At 47.2% G+C, this 18,724-nt stretch carries 17 protein-coding genes; 12 read left to right on the top strand and 5 right to left on the bottom strand.

The genetic code is table 11. From position 1 onward, the window contains the following. Window positions 1–154 precede the first annotated feature (154 nt). The 3 genes from DXA57_RS14510 to DXA57_RS14500 form a co-directional block, all read right to left on the bottom strand. On the bottom strand, window positions 155–1,591 hold the full coding sequence (locus DXA57_RS14510; protein ID WP_117767996.1) for a sensor histidine kinase: 1,437 nt from the start codon (window positions 1,589–1,591) through the stop codon (window positions 155–157). Next, the gene (locus DXA57_RS14505) at window positions 1,584–2,273 is read right to left on the bottom strand and encodes a response regulator transcription factor (RefSeq protein WP_117767995.1); all 690 of its coding nucleotides are present in this window, start codon (window positions 2,271–2,273) and stop codon (window positions 1,584–1,586) included. Before DXA57_RS14505 ends, DXA57_RS14510 begins: the two co-directional genes overlap by 8 nt. Window positions 2,274–2,358: 85 nt before the next feature. After that, on the bottom strand, window positions 2,359–3,099 hold the full coding sequence (locus DXA57_RS14500; RefSeq protein WP_117767994.1) for a lysophospholipid acyltransferase family protein: 741 nt from the start codon (window positions 3,097–3,099) through the stop codon (window positions 2,359–2,361). A 219-nt stretch (window positions 3,100–3,318) separates the two neighbouring features. Here DXA57_RS14500 and DXA57_RS14495 point away from each other — a divergent pair, with 219 nt between their 5' ends. The 12 genes from DXA57_RS14495 to DXA57_RS14440 all read left to right on the top strand — a co-directional run bounded on the left by DXA57_RS14495 (window position 3,319) and on the right by DXA57_RS14440 (window position 16,440). After that, window positions 3,319–3,921 (top strand): anthranilate synthase component II, encoded by a 603-nt coding sequence (locus tag DXA57_RS14495; RefSeq protein WP_117767993.1) that lies wholly within the window; start codon window positions 3,319–3,321, stop codon window positions 3,919–3,921. Beyond that, window positions 3,899–5,248 (top strand): aminodeoxychorismate synthase component I, encoded by a 1,350-nt coding sequence (gene pabB / locus DXA57_RS14490; protein WP_117767992.1) that lies wholly within the window; start codon window positions 3,899–3,901, stop codon window positions 5,246–5,248. Before DXA57_RS14495 ends, pabB begins: the two co-directional genes overlap by 23 nt. Window positions 5,249–5,252: 4 nt before the next feature. Then, complete coding sequence (locus tag DXA57_RS14485) at window positions 5,253–6,011, top strand: aminotransferase class IV (RefSeq protein ID WP_158571337.1); 759 nt, start codon at window positions 5,253–5,255, stop codon at window positions 6,009–6,011. 54 nt (window positions 6,012–6,065) lie between these two features. Further along, window positions 6,066–6,479 (top strand): protease complex subunit PrcB family protein, encoded by a 414-nt coding sequence (locus DXA57_RS14480; RefSeq protein WP_117767990.1) that lies wholly within the window; start codon window positions 6,066–6,068, stop codon window positions 6,477–6,479. A 101-nt stretch (window positions 6,480–6,580) separates the two neighbouring features. Continuing rightward, window positions 6,581–8,152, top strand: coding sequence for a DUF3794 and LysM peptidoglycan-binding domain-containing protein (locus DXA57_RS14475; protein ID WP_117767989.1), 1,572 nt, complete (start codon window positions 6,581–6,583; stop codon window positions 8,150–8,152). Window positions 8,153–8,238: 86 nt separating this feature from the next. Next, entirely contained in the window at window positions 8,239–9,702 is a 1,464-nt protein-coding gene (locus DXA57_RS14470) for a glycoside hydrolase family 32 protein (RefSeq protein WP_117767988.1), read from the top strand. A 10-nt stretch (window positions 9,703–9,712) separates the two neighbouring features. Beyond that, complete coding sequence (locus DXA57_RS14465) at window positions 9,713–11,743, top strand: LTA synthase family protein (RefSeq protein ID WP_117767987.1); 2,031 nt, start codon at window positions 9,713–9,715, stop codon at window positions 11,741–11,743. A 191-nt stretch (window positions 11,744–11,934) separates the two neighbouring features. Further along, window positions 11,935–12,618, top strand: a complete 684-nt coding sequence (locus tag DXA57_RS14460; protein ID WP_117767986.1) for a PilZ domain-containing protein — start codon at window positions 11,935–11,937, stop codon at window positions 12,616–12,618. Further along, on the top strand, window positions 12,615–13,595 hold the full coding sequence (locus DXA57_RS14455) for a hypothetical protein (protein WP_117767985.1): 981 nt from the start codon (window positions 12,615–12,617) through the stop codon (window positions 13,593–13,595). Before DXA57_RS14460 ends, DXA57_RS14455 begins: the two co-directional genes overlap by 4 nt. Window positions 13,596–13,730: 135 nt before the next feature. Next, window positions 13,731–14,615, top strand: coding sequence for a hypothetical protein (locus DXA57_RS14450; RefSeq protein ID WP_117767984.1), 885 nt, complete (start codon window positions 13,731–13,733; stop codon window positions 14,613–14,615). 131 nt (window positions 14,616–14,746) lie between these two features. Next, complete coding sequence (locus DXA57_RS14445; protein ID WP_117767983.1) at window positions 14,747–15,739, top strand: hypothetical protein; 993 nt, start codon at window positions 14,747–14,749, stop codon at window positions 15,737–15,739. Window positions 15,740–15,921: 182 nt separating this feature from the next. Next, window positions 15,922–16,440: a hypothetical protein gene (locus tag DXA57_RS14440; RefSeq protein WP_117767982.1), complete on the top strand. Its 519-nt coding sequence runs from the start codon at window positions 15,922–15,924 to the stop codon at window positions 16,438–16,440. A 59-nt stretch (window positions 16,441–16,499) separates the two neighbouring features. Here the strand turns inward: DXA57_RS14440 and DXA57_RS14435 are convergent, their stop codons facing one another. Both DXA57_RS14435 and DXA57_RS14430 read right to left on the bottom strand, forming a co-directional pair. Continuing rightward, on the bottom strand, window positions 16,500–17,999 hold the full coding sequence (locus DXA57_RS14435; RefSeq protein ID WP_117767981.1) for a serine hydrolase domain-containing protein: 1,500 nt from the start codon (window positions 17,997–17,999) through the stop codon (window positions 16,500–16,502). A gap of 146 nt (window positions 18,000–18,145) precedes the next feature. Then, the gene (locus DXA57_RS14430; RefSeq protein WP_147345706.1) at window positions 18,146–18,370 is read right to left on the bottom strand and encodes a hypothetical protein; all 225 of its coding nucleotides are present in this window, start codon (window positions 18,368–18,370) and stop codon (window positions 18,146–18,148) included. Window positions 18,371–18,724 lie beyond the last annotated feature (354 nt).

Genomic DNA, 18,724 nt, shown 5'->3' with positions numbered 1-18,724 from the left:
ACCTCAAATTATAACAATTCACAAACAGGCAGAGCTTCAGCCGAAAGCGAAAGTCATGCCTGTATCCGTTTCTGATCCGTCGGATATGCAGGAAATACCTGCCTTTATCCAAACAAGTCGATTATAGAGAAGCTTTGTGAGAGAATTGTGAGGATCACAGGGGATTCCTTGGAAAACGCATCCAGAATTCCACACCGGCATCGCGGTTGAGCGCACCGCAGGAGCCCTGATGATGATTCATGATGTCTTTAACGATGTAGAGGCCGAGCCCAATCTCCGTGGAGCCGTTTTTCCGTTTTTCTCCGGCCTGATAAAAGCCGGTCCAGATCTGGGAAAGCTCCGCTTCCGGAAGCCGCGGACCGTCGTTATATACGGAGAGATAAAAGCTGTCTTCTGTGGAAGAAAGGCTCAGTCTGACGGAACGGCCCGGTTTCGTGTAACGGGTGGCATTCATCATATAGTTATTGACGGCCTGTTCGATCTGCAGCGGATCCAGGTAAGCCATGCAGTCCTCCTCAATGGAGGCCGTGAAATGGATCTTCATGGAAGACAGCCAGCTTTCGTACTTTGGAGTGAGCTCCTGCAGAAGATCCGAAAGGCTGGTCCAGTGAAGGGAAGCCTGCTGGATCCGGTTTTCCATCCGGGAATTCTGGAGGATGGAACTGATAAGAAGACTCATCTTGTCGATCTCGTCCAGAATGGAAGAAAAATAGTAATCCTTTTTGGTCTCGTCATACTCATACTGCAGAAGCTCCACCTGACTGGAGATGATGGCCAGAGGCGTTTTCAGTTCATGTGTGATGTTGCTCACCAGTTTTTTCCGCATGTCCTCAAACTCGGCCATATCCCGGTTCTGTCGGAGCAGAAGATAATTGTAGTTGTTCAGGTCATTGATGTTCTGCTGGATCTTGCCCTCCATGAGATTGATCTCGCTGGAAAGTTTTCCCAGTTCGTTGAAGCGGCATTGTTCCGGAAGCCGTCGGGAAAAGTCATTTTGCATCATGCGCTGGATCAGCTGCCGGATCCTGGCCAGCGGCCGCGTGATCCATTCGGAAAGAAGCAGGGCAAAAAGGGTGCCGAGGAAAATAGCCAGCAGGAGCAGATCACCCAGTACCTGTCTGGTATAGCGGATGCCGCTGTGGAGCATCCGGGTATTCTCATAGATCAGGACATAAAAAAGATGCTGATCCTGGCGAATCAGGCCGTGAAGAGTAACGGGCTTTCCATTTTCTTCGGGATAGTAAACAGCAGAGGCATCTTCCGTATAGAGAGCAGCCTGTTTGCGGATCCGGTCCGGAACGATGGAATTGCCGCTTTGGGAGCCGGAGGCATAGACCAGCTGGAAATCACTGTCGCAGATGTTGATGACAGAAAAGGAACCTTCCAGAGGAAGAAAGGCTTCCTCGTCTTCGTTTCCCAGGTCGTTGAGATCCAGGCTCCGGATAAAGGCAAACGCTTCGTTGATCTGTCTTTTCTTGCGGAGCAGGTAATGATCCTCTGCAAAAAGACTGTAGAAAAGCAGGGCTCCGCCAAGAAAGAGAACCAGAAAAAGGTCAATGAAAAGGATGATCTGTCCACGCAGTTTACTCATAATTCACCTCAAAACGATAGCCGACGCCGTAAATGGACTGGATGTAGGGGCAGGAATCCGGAAGCTTTTTCCTAAGCTGCTTGACTAGCGTATCTACGGTACGGATATCTCCCTGATAGTCGTATCCCCAGACGGCATCCAGAATGGCCTCACGGGTGAGGACCAGATCCTGGTTTTGTATAAAATAGAGAAGAAGAGAAAATTCCTTTGGTGTAAGATTTAAAGGAAGCTCTTCGGCAAAAGCGCGCTGAGAAGCCTGCTCCAGCCGGAGCTTTCCGGCAGAAAGTTCTCCCAGGGCGTCCCGTTTGTTCCGTTTTAAGAGAACATCGATATGCGCCTTCAGGATGCGGAGACGGAATGGCTTGGTGATATAATTATCTGCACCGTTGGTAAGACCGGTCAGCTGATCTTCCTCCGATTCCCGGGCTGTGAGCATGATGATCGGCACATCCGAATACTGACGGATATTTTTCAGGACCTCGAAGCCGTCCAGTCCGGGAAGCATGCCGTCCAGAAGGACCAGATCGATGAGGTGGTTGTTGGCATAATAGAGGGTGAGGGCCTGTTCTCCGTCTTCGGCAGAGAGAACGGCGAACTGATTGGCGGTGAGAAAATCCTCCAGTGTCCGCCGGAGCTTCTCATCGTCCTCGACGATCAGAATGAGATTTCTTGCATTTTTCATAAAAACCTCCCTGTTTGGTAAGAAAAAAACGGGCGGCGGGCCCGTTTTTTCACAAGATAACTGCCTGTAGAAAGAGCATTCCGATTTACACTAGTTTCTGATTGCGAGTCACTATCTCGGTCAGCTGCCGTTCACAGTAGGCACCCAGAAACTTCCGGTCTTCTTTGGAAAGCTCTTTGGGATAAATGGGCTTGCTGTATTCCAGCACCACATGGGTGGAGCGGATGAAGGGGAAATGATCCTCCAGGATGGAGGATGTGTTGTTCATGCCCATGAGGATGATGGGACAGCCGGTTTTCTCGGCCATTTTAAAGCTGCCCTCCTTGAAGGGGAGAAGCTTGGTCTCATCCTCGTTTTTGTTCCGTGTGCCTTCCGGGAAGATACACATGGAAATTCCTCCTTTGATCTGCTCAATGCCGGTGAGGATGGTCTTAAGTCCTTCCTTGATGTCTGTCCGGTTCAGGAAAAGACAGTAAAGACGTTCCATCCAGGTGGAAAGAAGCGGGATTTTTTTCAGACTGTCCTTTGCCACATAGCCGGTGAGCCGGGGACAGCGGGCGTAGGTGATGACGATGTCGAAGAAGCTCCGGTGGTTTCCGATATAAAGGACCGGAATGTCCTTCGGCACATGTTCCTCGCCGATGACCGTTACTTTTATTCCTGCCAGCCACTGGAGCAGCCGGAATATGAACTGAACGATATGAAGAGAGCTTTCGTCACGAAGCTTCGGGTTCTTTTTTCCGATGAGCCATTCCACCACAAGGATCGGAATGGATAGGATGAGAAAGGCCACCACAGTGATCAGGACCAGAATTAAACGAATCATGTTTCCTCCGTTTCCGTGCAGGCGCTGCCCGCACAAGGTAAAAATATTTTATCCCTTCCAGTATACCGTATGGGACAGCGGGATTCAAGGGAAAAGACGGAAAGCGTTGACAGAAAAAGGCAAAAAAGGTATGCTAAGAGAGACTTCCAGTTACGGACCTTCTTGAAGGATAAACGACTCGGAAAAAACAAGTGTTTAAGCCAGAAAAGGAGGAAAGCCATGTATTTTATGCTGGATAATTATGATTCGTTTGTATACAATCTGTCTGCTTATTTTGAAGAGCTGGGACAGAAGATCCTGGTAAAGAGAGCCGACCAGATCACAGTGGCAGAGGTGGAGGAGCTGCAGCCGGAGGGGATCATTATTTCCCCGGGACCGGGGAAACCCTCAGAGGCACATCTCTCTCATGCGCTGCTGGAGCGCTTTGCCGGAGAAATCCCTATTTTAGGTGTTTGTCTGGGCCATCAGGTCATCGTGGAGAAATACCATGGCCGGGTGGAAAAAGGAACCCGTCCCATGCACGGAAAGGTGACACCCATCACCCATACGGGGGAAGGGATCTTTCGCGGGCTTCCGGAAACCTTCTCTGTGACCAGATATCATTCCCTTGCGGCAAAGGGAGAACTCCCCGCCTGCCTGAAAGTGACCGCCCGTTCTCAGGATGGAGCAGTCATGGCAGTGGAACATCAGAGCTTTCCCGTGTACGGAGTGCAGTTTCATCCGGAGGCAGTGCTCAGTGAATACGGGCATGAGCTTCTGGAAAATTTTGTAAAGATCTCAGAGGAATGGAGGGAAAGACATGCAGCTGATCAGACCGCTTGAACCATACATACCTCTTGCTGAGATTTTTGAACGTGGAAATTTTTATGAAAAAGAAGATATCGCTTTTCTGGATTCTTCCCTGGAAAATGAACTGGGACGGTATTCGATTCTTGGACTGAAGCCCTATCTGAAGCTGGTAAAAGGAGAAACCTTTACCGTCAACGGGGTGGAAAATAAGACCGGCTTTGAAGCGTATGTGCGGAACTATCTGAAAGAACACCGCCGGGAAAATCAGACAGAGCTTCCCCTGACTGCGGGAGCCATCGGTTACTTTTCCTATGAATACGGCAGAAAAAAAGAAGGGGTGAAGACCCGGCACGAAAACGGTGTGGACATGCCGGATGCCGTGCTGGTGTTTTATGATGTTTTTTTGATCGAAGATACAAAGAAAAAGATCGTGTATATAGCTGCCAACGGGGAGACCATGGAACCGGAGAAGGCGGTTGAAGAAGTGGAAACTTTGATACGGGAAACTGTCAGACCGTATCAGGATACCTTTGAGAAAGCAGCGCTTACCATCACTCCAGACTTTACGCACGAGGAGTACAAGGCAGCCATTGACCGGATGATCCGCCATATCATCGAAGGTGACATTTACATTGCAAATATGACCAGGCAGCTTGCGATCCGGAGTGACAAAGCGCCCTATGACGTTTTTAAAAGCCTGCGGAAAAATAATCCCTCTCCGTTCGGCGGCTTTTTCCATTACGGAGACTTTCAGGTAGTGGCAGCTTCACCGGAACGTTTTCTGAAGGTAAAGGATCATCATGTGGTCACCCGTCCCATCAAGGGAACCAGAAAACGGGGCGAGACACTGGAAGAGGATGCACTTCTCAGGGCAGAGCTTGCGGCTTCGGAAAAAGACAAAAGCGAGCTTCTCATGATCGTAGATCTGGAGAGGAACGATCTGAACCGGGTCTGTGTGCCGGGGTCAGTAAAGGTGACGGAGCTTTTTTCTGTGGAAGAATATGCCACCGTCTTTCATCTCATTTCCAACGTGGAAGGCGATCTGAGACCGGAGCTTACGGTCATGGATCTGATCGAAGCGGCCTTTCCGGGCGGCTCCATTACGGGGGCGCCGAAGCTCAGAGCCATGGAGATCATCGATGAACTGGAGCACAGCAGCAGAAATCTTTATACGGGATCCATGGGATATCTTTCTCTTTCCGGTGACTGTGATCTGAACATCGTGATCCGGACGGCAGTTTATCAGGATGGCGTGTATCATCTGGGTGTCGGAGGCGGCATTACCTGCGAATCCGACCTGGAATTTGAATATGAGGAGACCCTTCAGAAGGCGAAAGCCCTTCTTCGGGCCATGGAGTAAAAGGATGGAAAAAAAAGAAACGTTTACTGTGGATGAGGGCTATTTTTTCGGTCTGGGTTTTTTTGAGACCATTGCCGTGAAAAAAGGACGGCCGCTCCTTCTGGACTGGCATCTGGAACGCCTGGTGGATTCCTGCCGCTTTTTGGGGATAACTTTTCCCTACAGCGCTGCGGCTGTGGAAAAACTCCTGGCAGAAAAAAACTGCCCGGAAAACGGAGTGCTGAAGATCGTGGCATCTGAGGAAAATATCCTTTTTCTCACCAGAGAGAACCATTACGGTCCCGCAGATTATGAGAAAGGCTTTCATCTGGCCTATACGAAGGTGCGGCGGAACGAGACTTCGCCTCTCACCTACCGGAAATCGCTGAACTACGGAGACTGCATTCTGGAAAAAAGGGCGGTCCGGGGAAGCGATATTCAGGAACCTGTTTTTCTCAATACCAGAGGGGAGATCGCGGAAGGCGCCACCTCGAACCTGTTCTTTGTAAAAGACGGGACGCTGCATACACCGGAGATTTCTTCCGGGATTTTACCGGGGATCCTGCGCCGGTGGGTGCTGGAAACCGGAAAAAAAGAGGGCTTGCCGGTGGTGGAGAGACGGATACGGCCGGAAGAGGTAAAATCATTCGAGGAATGTTTTGTGACCAATTCCCTTCTGGGCATCATGCCAGTGAGCGCACTGGAGGATGTGAAATTCCAGAGCCGGAACATAACGGAAGGCTGGATGGAGCGTTATGAGAAAGCTGTAGTACAGCATTCATAAGAGCTTCCCGCCCTGCATATGCTGAAAGGAAGATAAGACAAGGCGGCAGCAGCATTGAAAAAATGGCTTATCCGGCTTTTTACACTGAGCCTGGCTCTTTCGCTTTTTCTGGCAGGCTGTGTACGGACAGAAGAAAAAGAAGTGACGGGGGAAAAGCTTGATTTTACCGTGGTCCCGCCGGAGGAGATTCCGGGTGAACTGAAGAGCATCCTGGATGCCAACAAGGAGTCCGAGATGATGATCAGCTACCGGATAGGGGAATATCTTTATATCATCCGGGGGTACGGAAAACAGGAAACGGGAGGCTGCAGCATTGCTGTGGACCAGGTGCTCCTTGCGGAGGACGGTATCCATTTTTCCTCCACGCTCATGGGACCGGACGCAGGAGAAGAGATTCCGAAGGAATCCTCCTGTCCGTATGTGGTGATCAAACTTCCCTGGCTGGAACAGGAAGTATTTTTTGACTGAAGGCATACGAAAAACCTTTTCTGCATACACTGTAACGGTTTCCGGAAATCTTTTCCGGACCGGCAGGAACTTCGAATCGAAGATGCAGGGGAGGTTTTTTTGTGGAACTTTTGAAGAAAAACATTCATATGAGCCGCAGGAAGGCGTACGGAGAGAGCCGGATGACGCTTTCGGAAGATTTTAACATTCCGGATAAAAGGCCGGATGCAGCCGGGCTGATCCAGAAGCGTGGAGAAGTGAGGCTGGAGGAGACGAGGACAGTAGAAGGACAGGTGCAGCTTTCCGGTACGCTGGAGGTACATATCCTGTATGTATCCGAAGGAGAAGAGCGGAGACTCTGCCGTATCCGGGCAGAATTTCCTTTTGAAGAGAAACTGGCGCTTCCGGGGGCGGCAGCAGGTGACAGTGTGGATGTGCGGCCGGAACTGGAGGATCTGAAGGTACGCCTGATCAATTCCCGGAAATTCAGCGTGCAGGCGCTGGTCTCCTTTGAAGCGGAGCTGGAAGAACTCTACGATGTGCAGGCAGGTGTGGAGCTTCACGGGGAAGCTTCGGTCAGTACCAGAAGCAGAAAAATAACACCCCTTTCCCTGGCAGTCCGCAAGAAGGATATCGTCCGGGTAAAAGAAGAACTGGCGCTGCCCTCCAGCAAGCCAAATATCGGAGAACTTCTGTGGGACAGTGTGGAACTGAGAGGAGTCGATGTACGGATCCAGGAAGAAAGTCTCGACATCCGGGGAGAATTGTTCCTTTTTGTCTTATATGAGACAGAAGGGGAGAAAAAATCACGGGAATGGATCGAAACGTCGCTTCCGTTCCAGCAGAGTCTGGAGTGTTCCGGTTCCGGTTCCGGTCAGATCCCGGATGTGGAGGTCACTCTTTCCGGTGTACGGCTGGAAACCGTGCCGGATCCTGACGGGGAGGAGCGTATGATCCAGGCAGAGGCGGTCCTGAATGTCAACATCCGCCTTTATGAAGAAGAAACGGTAGAGATCCTGAGCGATGTTTACACGCCGGAAAAAGAACTGATCCCGGTCTGCCGGGAGGAAGGTTATGAGAGCCTGGCAGGCCGGAATTTTTCCAAGTGCCGTGCTTCTGACCGGGTGCGGATGAATCCGGAAGCACCGCGGATGCTTCAGTTTTGTCACAGCAAAGGGGAGGTCCGTATCGATGAGGCACGGATGACAGAGCAGGGGATCCAGGTGGAAGGAGCCGTGGAAGTTTCCATTCTTTATGTGACCTCGGATGACAGCATGCCTTTTGCAGTCATGGAAGGGGATGTGCCGTTTTCTCATCTCATTGAAATAGAAGATCCGGGAGAACACTGCAGGTTCAGCCTCCATGCCGGGTTGGAGCAGCTCTCCGCAGCCATGGTTGACAGTGAGGAGATCGAAGTGAAAGCAGGGATCGACCTGAATGCCTTTGCGGCCAGAGAACAGAACGGTTCTTTTCTTACGGACATCCGGGAAAAAGAACTGGATCTTGCCAGGATCCAGGAAATGCCGGGCATCGTGGGATATCTGGTACAGGAAGGGGATACCCTCTGGGACATTGCCAGGGACTGCCTTACCACACCGGAGAAGATCCGGGAATGGAATCAGCTGGGAACGGAGGAAGCGCTTCCCGGAACCAGGCTCCTCATCCTGAAAAATATTCCTTCTTCGAGGTCTTGACTCTTGAAAAAACATCCATTATATTGATACCAGCAGGCGGCGTGTCCGAGAAGGGGGACGCTGCCGTTTTCTGGAGGAAAAGGCATATGGATACATTATTAGAAAAAGCGAGACAACACGAAAAAAATGCCCTGGAAAAAGAAAAGAAAGGCGGCATCCCGCGCCCGGCGGTCCATTTTACAAATCCCGTGGGATGGATGAACGACCCGAATGGTTTTTCGGACTACAAAGGAGAGCATCATCTTTTTTTTCAGTATTATCCTTACGATACCAGATGGGACAGCATGCACTGGGGCCATGCAAAAAGCAGCGATTTTATCCGCTGGGAATATCTTCCGGCAGCGATGGCACCGGATCAGCCGTATGATGAACTGGGCGTTTTTTCCGGAAGTGCTCTGGTCAGGGACGAAAAACAGGTGCTGGTCTATACAGGTGTGAAAAATGTCGATGGAGAAGGCTATCAGGCGCAGTGTCTGGCAGTGGGAGACGGCCTGAACTATGAAAAAGCACCGGAAAATCCGGTGATCCCTGCTTCACTTCTTCCGGCAGGCTATGACCGGAAGGATTTCCGTGATCCCAAGATCTGGAAGGACGGAGACATCTATTATGTAGTAGTGGGCTGCCGGAGCGAGGAAAACGGCGGTGAGGCGGCTCTTTTCAGTTCCCCGGATCTTAAAAACTGGAAGTTTGAGACCATTCTGGACAAGAGCTTCGGAAAACTTGGCATCATGTGGGAATGTCCGGATTTCTTTCCGGTGGGAGAGAAATGGGCGCTGACCGTTTCTCCGATCCGGATGGAAGCGGAAGGACTGGAGTTTCATCCGGGAAATAACTGCATTGTCCTGACAGGGACTTACGATCCGGAGACGATGAAGTTTCAGCGGGAAAATGTCCGCAGCCTGGATTATGGTCTGGATTTTTATGCACCTCAGACGATGGAGACAGCAGATGGCCGGAGAGTCATCATCGGCTGGATGCAGTCCTGTGAAAAGGCTTTTCTGCCGGAAGGCTTTCCCTGGTGCGGGATCATGAGCATCCCGAGAGAACTTTTCATGGAAAACGGCCGTCTCTGCCAGCGCCCGGTCAGGGAACTGGAAGCTTATCTGAAAGAAAAGGCTGTGTATACAGACATTTCCGTGAAGGAAAAACAGGCACTTTCCGGTATCCGTGGCAGAATGCTGGAGCTTGCCATTACCTTAAAGGGAACCGCTTACGACAGATGGACGCTTTCTCTTGCAGCAGGAGAAAAGCACGATACGACAGTCACATACGACAGAAAACAGAAGATCCTTACATTTGACCGGACGCACTCAGGTGTTCACTGGAATCTTGTCCACAGCAGGAGCATGTATGTAAAAGGAGAAGAAGAGGAACTTTCGCTCCGGATCCTGCTGGACCGTTATACGGTGGAGATCTTTGCCGACGGAGGCGCAGAGGTGTTTTCTGCCCTGCTCTATACGGAAGCGGAGTCAGACGGGATTTTCTTTGAAAGCGATGGCGAAGCGATCATGGATGTGACGGCACGGAAGATTGTTCTGGAGGAAAAATAAGATACCTGTTATGAAAAAAATAGATAAGAAGTTGTCTTTAAAAAAAGTGCAGCTGCCGGAAAATCCGGCAATCCTGCTTCCACTGTTGGCAGTGGTGACGATCCTGGTCATCGAGAGCATCTGCCGTCATTCTCTGATCGGCGGCTTTCAGTTCCTTTTTCAGCATCCGTATGCCTTTCTGGTCAATGTGCTGATCGTGGGAAGCAGTTATTCTCTGGCACTGCTTTTCAGGAAACAGAAGAGTATTCTGCTTCTTTTTACCATTTTCTGGCTGACTCTTGGAATCATCAACGGTGTGATCCTGACCTTCCGTGTGACCCCTTTTACCAGCAGCGATCTTCTGCTTTTAAAAGACGGTGTCAATGTGGCTTCCAAATATCTGAGTCTGATGGCTCTGGCAGCGCTTGTGATCCTTCTGGTGCTTGTGATCCTGGTCTTTGCGGTACTCGCTTTTCGGATCCCGGCAGTGAAGAAAAGAAGAAAGCTTTCCTGGTCGGTGACGGCAATCCTCTGTACGTTTCTGGCCGCCTGGGGACTGATTCTTGCAGGACAGAAAACAGAACTTCTGGAGACAAAATTCCGGGAGCTTTCCCAGTCTTATAAGAAAAACGGCTTTCTTTACTGCTTTGGGGCCAGTCTCATCGATGTAGGGATCAGCCGGCCGGAAGAATATTCCACAGAGGCCATTGAAGACCTGACCGATGATTCCGCGTATAACGGAGAACAGTTTGATTCCAAACGTCCGAACATTGTTGTGGTCCAGCTGGAATCTTTCTTTGATGTAAACCGGCTGAAGGATGTTGAATTTTCCGAAAATCCGCTGCCGAACTTCACACGTCTTTCGGAAAAATGTGCTTCCGGCTTTTTAAGTATGCCGGTCATAGGTGCAGGAACCGTAAACTCGGAGTTTGAGATGCTCACAGGTATGAATATCGATGATTTCGGGATCGGCGAATATCCTTATAAAACAGTCCTGAAGGAAAAAACATGTGAATCCCTGGCCTACAATCTGAAGCCTTACGGATATAAATCCTTTGCCATTCATGATCACGAAGGAAGCTTTTACGAGCGGAATCTGGTCTATCCGAATCTGGGCTTCGATGTATTTGACTCTGTGGAATATATGTGGCCGGAAGCTTATACCGCTATGGACTGGGCAAAGGATTCCGTGCTGACGGGAGAGGTGGAAAAGGCGCTGGATTCCACAGCGGAAAAAGATTTTATCTTCACGGTGGCCGTTCAGTCTCACGGAAGCTATCCTTCCGATCCGGAAACAGAATATGAACATCATCTGACTGCGGCAAGCAGTGTCATAGAGGATGAAGATTATCTGAATCAGATCAACTATTATGCCAACCAGATCTATGAGGTGGATCAGTTTGTGGGAGACCTCTGGAACATGCTTCGGAAAAGAAAAGAGCCTACGATCCTGGTCATGTACGGGGACCACTGCCCCAGTCTGGATCTTTCCGATGATAAGCTGAAATCAGGAACGATTTATGATACCTGCTATTTTATCTGGGATAATACAGGACTCTCCTTTGAGGGCGGTGATCTGCAGGCTTATGAAGTTGGTTCCGAAATCCTTTCCGCCCTTGGCATCACCGACGGTGTGGTCAATTCCTACCATCAGAACGGCTGGAAGCAGATGAAAAACGGAGAGCTGGAAGAAGAGGAGTATCTGGAAAAACTGAAAGAGCTGGAATATGATATCCTCTATGGAGACCGCATTTGTTATGGAGGTGATACACCCTATTATCCTTCCAATATGACTATGGGGCTGTCTCCGGTGAAACTCAATGCCGTGAATGTGACCTATGATCATGTCATGAAAGTAAGCGGGGAAAACTTCACCCGTTACAGCGTGGTACATATGGGAGATGAAAAACTGGAAACACTCTATCTGGATCCTGAGACCCTGGTTGTTCCGGAAGCGGCACCGGAGGATGGAACACAGATCCTGGTGTCCCAGGCGGAATTGAGCACGACAGGCCCCTACCGGTATGTGGCAGCTTCTGAAGAAACAGAAGAAAAGAAATAAGGATATAAAAAACGGTTTTCGGAGAAAAAAGCTTCGAAAGCCGTTTTTTTTGCAAAAAATCTTTCGTTTTAAGACAAAAAAATGTCATTTTTAAGAAGATGAAAGTATTGAATTTCTGACAGGCATCATATAAAATGATGATACTGGGGCAAAAGCCCTAATTTGAAGTGAATTTATAGGAGACAAACAGAATGGCAGGAGCTTTACAGATAAAACACGGGACGAAAATGCGTCTCGCCTTTGATGCACCGCTCAGTCAGGAGCCACAGTTTCATATGGTCTGTACCTTTAACAAGGCATTGGATGAGTCGGCATTTCTGGTATCCATTCCCATGGTGGGAGGGAAGTCTCTTCCACTGGATGAAAACCAGAAATTACTCTTTAAATATGGAGAAGGTGAAGAAACCTGTATTCTTGCAGGCTATGCAGATGATGAGGTGAAGGAGGGGATTCGCCATTACTGGAAGATCCGCCGGGTGGCAGAGCAGCGTCAGCTGGTCAAACGTGCGGATATCCGTATGAAAGTCGCTCTTCCAATTCAGTACATGCAGGATACCTGGGCATTGAATTCCGATGGAGAGATCGACAGGGAAAAGGGAGAAACGCTGGATATTTCCAATGGAGGTCTGGCTGTCTGTATGAACCGCTGGTTTCCGGTGGGAGAGATCTGTATATTTACTCTGCCGCGTCTTGGTACGGCTTCGGACGGCCATGCAGCCCATGAAGTGGTCGGTGTGGTCTGTTGGACGCGTGAAATGCCGAAGGGCAGCGTTTTCAGGTATGTAGCCGGCATCCAGCTCCGTTTCGGAGATCCGGAGGAGCGGGCAGAAATGCAGGATTACGTGGCTTATGTAAAGAAAAGGTATAAGCTATGAGAAACAGGAAAAAAGATTTGGAAGAAAAGCAGACAAAATCCAGGCGGAAACGCCGGAGAGAAAAGGAAGAGCTTGTCCGGATCGAGGAACTGGAAGAACTTTTAAGCAAACACGGGGACGAAGTAGATCCTGAAACCATAGTTAGTATGTATCTGCCTCACAGGAAAAGGCGGAAGCTCGGAGCCGCCCTGCTCCGTCTGGATCGCCTGCAGCTGCTTCTTTTGAGCCTGCTTCTTCTGGTCGCTGTTCTTTTTATTGCGGCTTTCATGCAGGAGAAAATGGGAAACTTCACCATCAATCTGGACCGTCTGGAGCTCTACCGGCGAGGCATCAGCATCGCCGATAACGGAGAGTTCAAGAATGCAACGGCCCGTCTAAAGGCGGCTACCGTGCAGGATGCCACGAACATTTCCATCCGTGATCTTCCGGAAAATCTGGATGAGGCAGAAGGAGGCCACAACGGAAAAAACTATATGGCCTATACCTATTTTGTCCGGAATGCCGGAAAAGAGGATCTGGGCTATGTCGCTAGCATCACGCTGGATTCCTGTTCCAAGGGAGCTGAGGAGGCTGTCCGGATCGCAGTCTGGAAAAACGGGGAGCGTGTGGTTTATGCGGAACCGTCTAAGGATGGCACACCGGAAGAGGGATGTGAAAATTTCCTGACCAGCCGTGTGATCTGTAAATATGAAGAAAAGAATTTCCTTGTAGGAAATGTTGACAAATATACGATTGTGGTGTGGATGGAGGGCGATGACCCGGAGTGCGTGGATTCTATCATCGGAGGAAGCGTACAGTTTACCATGCATATCAATTCTGATTATGAGGATGATTCCAGTCTTATTATGAAGTTTGTCGAGGATATCAAAGACACCCTGACCGGTGATAAGCCGATCAATGCGGCCGGTAATGAAGCACCGAATGACAGCTATTATCCGGATAAGGAAGTGACCTGGGAGAACCGGAGAAATCAGTAAAAAAGTTTCAGCTATAAACAGTGCCACAGCCACTGATTATATAGACAAGATAAATTTCCCGTCAGATCTGTTGTGAAAACAAAGCGGGAAGAAGAAAGCGTTTCCCACAAAACCGGGAAACCAGGAGGGAAAAGAATGACAGAAACGAAAAGCGTAAAAGCGCTGAAAAAACAGCTGGCAGCAGCCATTGCCATGGTATGCGTTGCCGCTGTAGCGCTGGGATCAAGTACATATGCTTGGTTTGTAAGTAATAATACCGTTAAAGGTACAACCACAAATATCAGTGCACAGTCAAATGCTGCATTTATGGTAATTGACAAAACTGTAACTTCAGAAAATTCTGGTACAGAAGATTCTTACACAGGAACTGCTACAAAACTTTATCCTGCAAAAGTAGATAAAATAGACAAAGCTGTCACAAACGGTAATGGTGATACTACTAAGGGATATGTTATGCAGTCCGCGTTTGCATCTGATGCTGGTGCAACTACTATGAAAACAGGAACTCTGTTTGATATCACTGGTACTGCAGACGCAAATGGAATCACTGGAACAGCTGCTACTGGAACAGCTGATGCTGCTGTTCAGTCTGGATTTGCAATTAAACAGACATTTTACATTGGTGAGAAAACAGGTACTACTGAACTGAAAAATCTTCGTGTCAGTGGCGTTACTATGACAGGAGACAGTACAACAAATGACTTAACAAATGCAATGCGTGTACTTGTTATTTGCGGTAATAACTGGGTTGTTTATGACAAAGATGGTACTGTTAAAACTACAAATATTACCAAAAACGCTTCTGATCAGTATGTTTTAAAGACAGAGGGATTCAAGGGTGTAGGTACTGCTAATCAGGTCACTGTTGATATGTATGTATATTATGATGGTGATGACACACAGGTATTTACCAAGAACCTTGACAAGCTTCAGACAGAACATGGTCTGACAGTATCCTTTACCGCTGACAATACAGCAGCAGGTGGATCTACTGGTTCTACTGGTACATATACTAAGTAATTCTTACCAAAATAGGAATATTAATCAAAAATCATATTTATACCCCACGGTTGTGGCGTGGGGTACATACCAAAGAGCAAAAAGTAATTTTTACTTTTTGGTATGTAGAAGCAGAGAGGTGATGTAAGCGTATGAATATAAAGAAAATGAAAATGCAGTTGGTGGCAACTGCTGCATCAGTTTTAATATCTGGTGTTGCATTAACCTCAGCCACATATGCATGGTATGTATCAAATAATTCCGTAACAGCAAACACGACTACAATCAGTGCGACTACGAATGGTTTCATTTTGCAGATTGCAGAAGCTGACAAAGGTGCACAGCACGGTGGAAATGATCAGTCGCTGTCTGCCACAACGCTTGGCGGTAAAATAACCCCTTCCTCTACAAGTGATTTAAAGGATTGGTATATTTGCCTCGGGTGGGACTCACATGGTAATGTTACAACATATACACAGCCTACGTTCAACACAAAAACAGATTCAAAACCTGGTGAATATGAAGCAGGTGGTGAATCGCATTATGCATATCTTAAAAGTGAATATATTCTTTATACTATGACAGAAACAGGTTTGGCAGATGTATATTTGGATTCGAATGAAGGAAAACCGATTACCGTTGCTATTGATAATGGGAAGACGGCATCCTCGACCACAATTCCGGATTCTATGCGAATTGCTCTTACAACTCAACCACTAGCCGCTGATGGAAAAACTCCTACTGGAACGGAAACACTAAGAGTTGTATATGCACCTACAGAAGAAACCAGAAAAGGAAATGATGCTACTGCAGAAAATGGAATGACCTGTATTGCTACTGTAGATCAGGCAGCAAAGCTGACTTCTGTACCGTATTCCTATATCTATGACACTCATTATTCCGATCAAGACGGAAAAAATTGGTCTGTTATAAAGGAAGATGAGGATTACGTATTCCCGACTGGATATACAGAAAATAACAGTGAAGCAATTGCAAAGAATGTCGGATATAATGGTATCCTGCTTAGAACTTACATTTGGATGGAAGGCACAGATGCAGATTGTGTAAATAATAGTGCCACAGAAGATGAGGCAACTTATAGTGTTACTTTACGTTTGGCAGGTATTGCATCCAATGGAAATTAAATAGGCTCCTTTGAAAAGTCATGGCACGAACCATGGCTTTTCTTTTGCTCTGATATCCCTATATTGTCTACTATCCCCAACTTCCTCCACGTATTTTCGGTACATCTGATGAATTGCTATTTCCCCGACTTCTGGTATAGTCATGTAACTGAAAAGAGAACTTCAGAAGGGAGAAATGCAATATGAGAAAAAAACAGGACATCATGTGGGAACAAAGTACACTATGGGAATCGGTGGAGAAATGGGTGACTAAGTATTTGAAAAAGAGTCACTCAGAATATCGTGAACTCCAGGTGAAAGCAATGAGAATTGTGGAAGAAAATCCAGCACTGCGGATATTGATAAATAGTATGGAAGGTATAGTGTTAACACCGGAAGATCACAAAGCCTTGCATAAATACATCGAGACAAAGGATGAGATGACAATATTCGAATATGAATACTATTATCTTGCTGGACAGATAATGACATTCTCTTATGGAAGAATGTTAGCACAGGTGAACTGCTCGGCAACTGAGTTACCAGAGCATCTGAATAGAGGCGGGATACCGCATTTTTCAGGGTGCGTCCATGACACCACTACTGTTTACTCTTTCGAGCTATACAGCTACTTTTATGATTTCCGGTGTTTTCAGTCCGGTCACGGACAGTTCTTTTTTTACTCCGGATACGGAGAGATATTTTCTCAGGATATTATATGAGTCAATACAACGTAACTGTAAAATTTGCCGAAAAATCCCCGGAGTATTTTTACGTGTTTCTATCTAAAAGCACCATCAAAAATCATATCAGCAAATCTTACATTCCGGTCACTCACCGCACCAGACAATTCAAACATTCCTTTAGTACCATCTGTGACAATCAAAGTCAAGGTATTTTCATGAAAATAGAATTTCCATGTTTGTGAATGCCCGGTTTCCTGCCAGCATATAGTCAAAATAAGGGTACTCTGGTCTACCCAACTGTGATGGGCAGCATATTTCCAAATACGGTTTCTCTGTTCGTCTCCAATAAGTGGGCTATTTGACGGAATTTCAATTGCATATGTGGTTTCTCCAAACAAATCAACAGTACAGGAACTGTGAATAGTCTGCATTTCATCGATTACAAACTCCATACGGCTGTTGCCAATTTCAAAGCGAAGAGTATGTTTTTCATCTGATGTACGACTGCGTAAATCAAATTCTTTTCCCTGAAGCATATGCATTAGATAAGAAGCACTCGGCGAATATACAACAGGAGTTTCCCACTGGTTCATTACGTTTTTCATGTATTGGTAACACCATGCATCACGAGGTTTCGGCTGCTCAGTTATGTTATTAAGGATATACTTTTCAATCAGAGGGAAAATTCTGCTTCCATCCGTTTCTTCAGCAGTAGTTGTAATAACCATATCCATTTTCGGAAATACCATGCAATACTGGCCAAATGCTCCATCAGCACGATAGCTCCCCGGACTGTTCTCCCAAATTTGATATCCATAGTGGCGGCCCCATCCGGCACATCCCTGCCTGTTTGTGGAAATGTGGGGGTATGATGCCTCCGTAACCCATTCTTCCGTGAGAATGCGTATGCCATTGTAAACACCTTTATGTAAGTACAAAAGTCCCAGCTTTGTGAGATCACGTGGAGCAATCAAAAGCCCCCATGCTCCAGTGTTAACATCTCCATGTTTATCCCAACTGACATCTGTAATCTCCAGAGGATCAAATAGATGCTTCTGTAGCCAATCTTTCAGGCACATGCCAGTCACACGGCTGATAAGTTCTGACAGCATATAAGTTCCTCCGGAATTATAGACAAAATGAGTTCCTGGCTCATATACTATTTTTCTGGTAAAAAAGATTTCCGGCCAGGGTCTTATGCCATTGCACATATCTCCCACTGTATCCACGCCATGACCCGTACTCATAGTCAAAAGATGGCAAATTTTTATGGTACGGGCTGCATCATCCATGTCCAAATCTCGACATTCCGGAAAATAATCAAGAAGGAAATCATCTACCCGCAACAAACCTTCTTTTACCGCAATCCCTATAGCCGTGGATGTAAATGTTTTGCTTACGGAATATACCAATCTTTTATCAAGTGCACAAAACGGATATTTGGAAACTTCTGCTATCGCTTTATCATGGCGAACAATATGAAGAGTCCGCAATTTATAATTTATTTCATCACATTCTTTCAGAAACTGGGCAATAGCTACAGAGGAAATGCCTACATCTTCAGGAATATAAAATTTATTGAATAATTGTGTCATCAGAATTCTCTCCTTTATTGAGTATTTCTCAATTTTATAACTTTTTCATCTGCATTTATAAAGTTACTAATCAAAACTAACAAAATGCTACAGACCAAAGGAACGACTGCATATCCGCATCTTTCAGCAAACAGGGTGACAGAAGATTATGCAATGCTATTATTTGCAGCCTGAGCGTCATATTTACCAAGAGACAAAATAACCGAGACACCTACACTGCCGAGAAGCATTCCTACGCGCATTCCAAGCTGGGCAATACTGGTAGAAAGGCCGGAAACATCTGTCTTTGTGGTAAGATTAATATGATCTGCCACATCCGCAGTGGAAGCAAAAAGCAATGAGCCATAAAAGGCCAATCCGATTCCATACAATGCATTTCGTGAACTACTCGGTAACTGAGTTACCAGAGCATCTGAATAGAGGCGGGATACCGCCTTTTTCAGGGTGCGTCCATGACACCACTACTGTTTACTCTTTCGAGTTATACAGCTACTTTTATGATTTCCGGTGTTTTCAGTCCGGTTACGGACAGTTCTTTTTTTACTCCGGATGCGGGAGAGATATTTTCTCAGGATATTATATGCACCGACAGCATCCGCATTATAATTCTGGTTTCCATCTCTGTATAGCCCCCTCTGTTTTCGCTTGCACGGCTCTGCATATTTCCTTCCCACCTCCGGTGACAGCGGACTACACTGACTGGTGTAACTTTCTTCCTGCCTTAC

It is taken from the genome of Blautia sp. OF03-15BH (assembly GCF_003463065.1).
Classification (GTDB): domain Bacteria; phylum Bacillota; class Clostridia; order Lachnospirales; family Lachnospiraceae; genus Limivivens.
This window is presented reverse-complemented; position numbering and strand designations above follow the sequence as displayed.

Bases quoted from the DNA above. Each gene is read 5' to 3' on its own strand.
- DXA57_RS14510 (WP_117767996.1), bottom strand. From the start codon at position 1,591: ATGAGTAAACTGCGTGGACAGATCATCCTTTTCATTGACCTTTTTCTG.
- DXA57_RS14505 (WP_117767995.1), bottom strand. From the start codon at position 2,273: ATGAAAAATGCAAGAAATCTCATTCTGATCGTCGAGGACGATGAGAAG.
- DXA57_RS14500 (WP_117767994.1), bottom strand. From the start codon at position 3,099: ATGATTCGTTTAATTCTGGTCCTGATCACTGTGGTGGCCTTTCTCATC.
- DXA57_RS14495 (WP_117767993.1), top strand. From the start codon at position 3,319: ATGTATTTTATGCTGGATAATTATGATTCGTTTGTATACAATCTGTCT.
- pabB (WP_117767992.1), top strand. From the start codon at position 3,899: ATGCAGCTGATCAGACCGCTTGAACCATACATACCTCTTGCTGAGATT.
- DXA57_RS14485 (WP_158571337.1), top strand. From the start codon at position 5,253: ATGGAAAAAAAAGAAACGTTTACTGTGGATGAGGGCTATTTTTTCGGT.
- DXA57_RS14470 (WP_117767988.1), top strand. From the start codon at position 8,239: ATGGATACATTATTAGAAAAAGCGAGACAACACGAAAAAAATGCCCTG.
- DXA57_RS14465 (WP_117767987.1), top strand. From the start codon at position 9,713: ATGAAAAAAATAGATAAGAAGTTGTCTTTAAAAAAAGTGCAGCTGCCG.
- DXA57_RS14460 (WP_117767986.1), top strand. From the start codon at position 11,935: ATGGCAGGAGCTTTACAGATAAAACACGGGACGAAAATGCGTCTCGCC.
- DXA57_RS14455 (WP_117767985.1), top strand. From the start codon at position 12,615: ATGAGAAACAGGAAAAAAGATTTGGAAGAAAAGCAGACAAAATCCAGG.
- DXA57_RS14450 (WP_117767984.1), top strand. From the start codon at position 13,731: ATGACAGAAACGAAAAGCGTAAAAGCGCTGAAAAAACAGCTGGCAGCA.
- DXA57_RS14445 (WP_117767983.1), top strand. From the start codon at position 14,747: ATGAATATAAAGAAAATGAAAATGCAGTTGGTGGCAACTGCTGCATCA.
- DXA57_RS14440 (WP_117767982.1), top strand. From the start codon at position 15,922: ATGAGAAAAAAACAGGACATCATGTGGGAACAAAGTACACTATGGGAA.
- DXA57_RS14435 (WP_117767981.1), bottom strand. From the start codon at position 17,999: ATGACACAATTATTCAATAAATTTTATATTCCTGAAGATGTAGGCATT.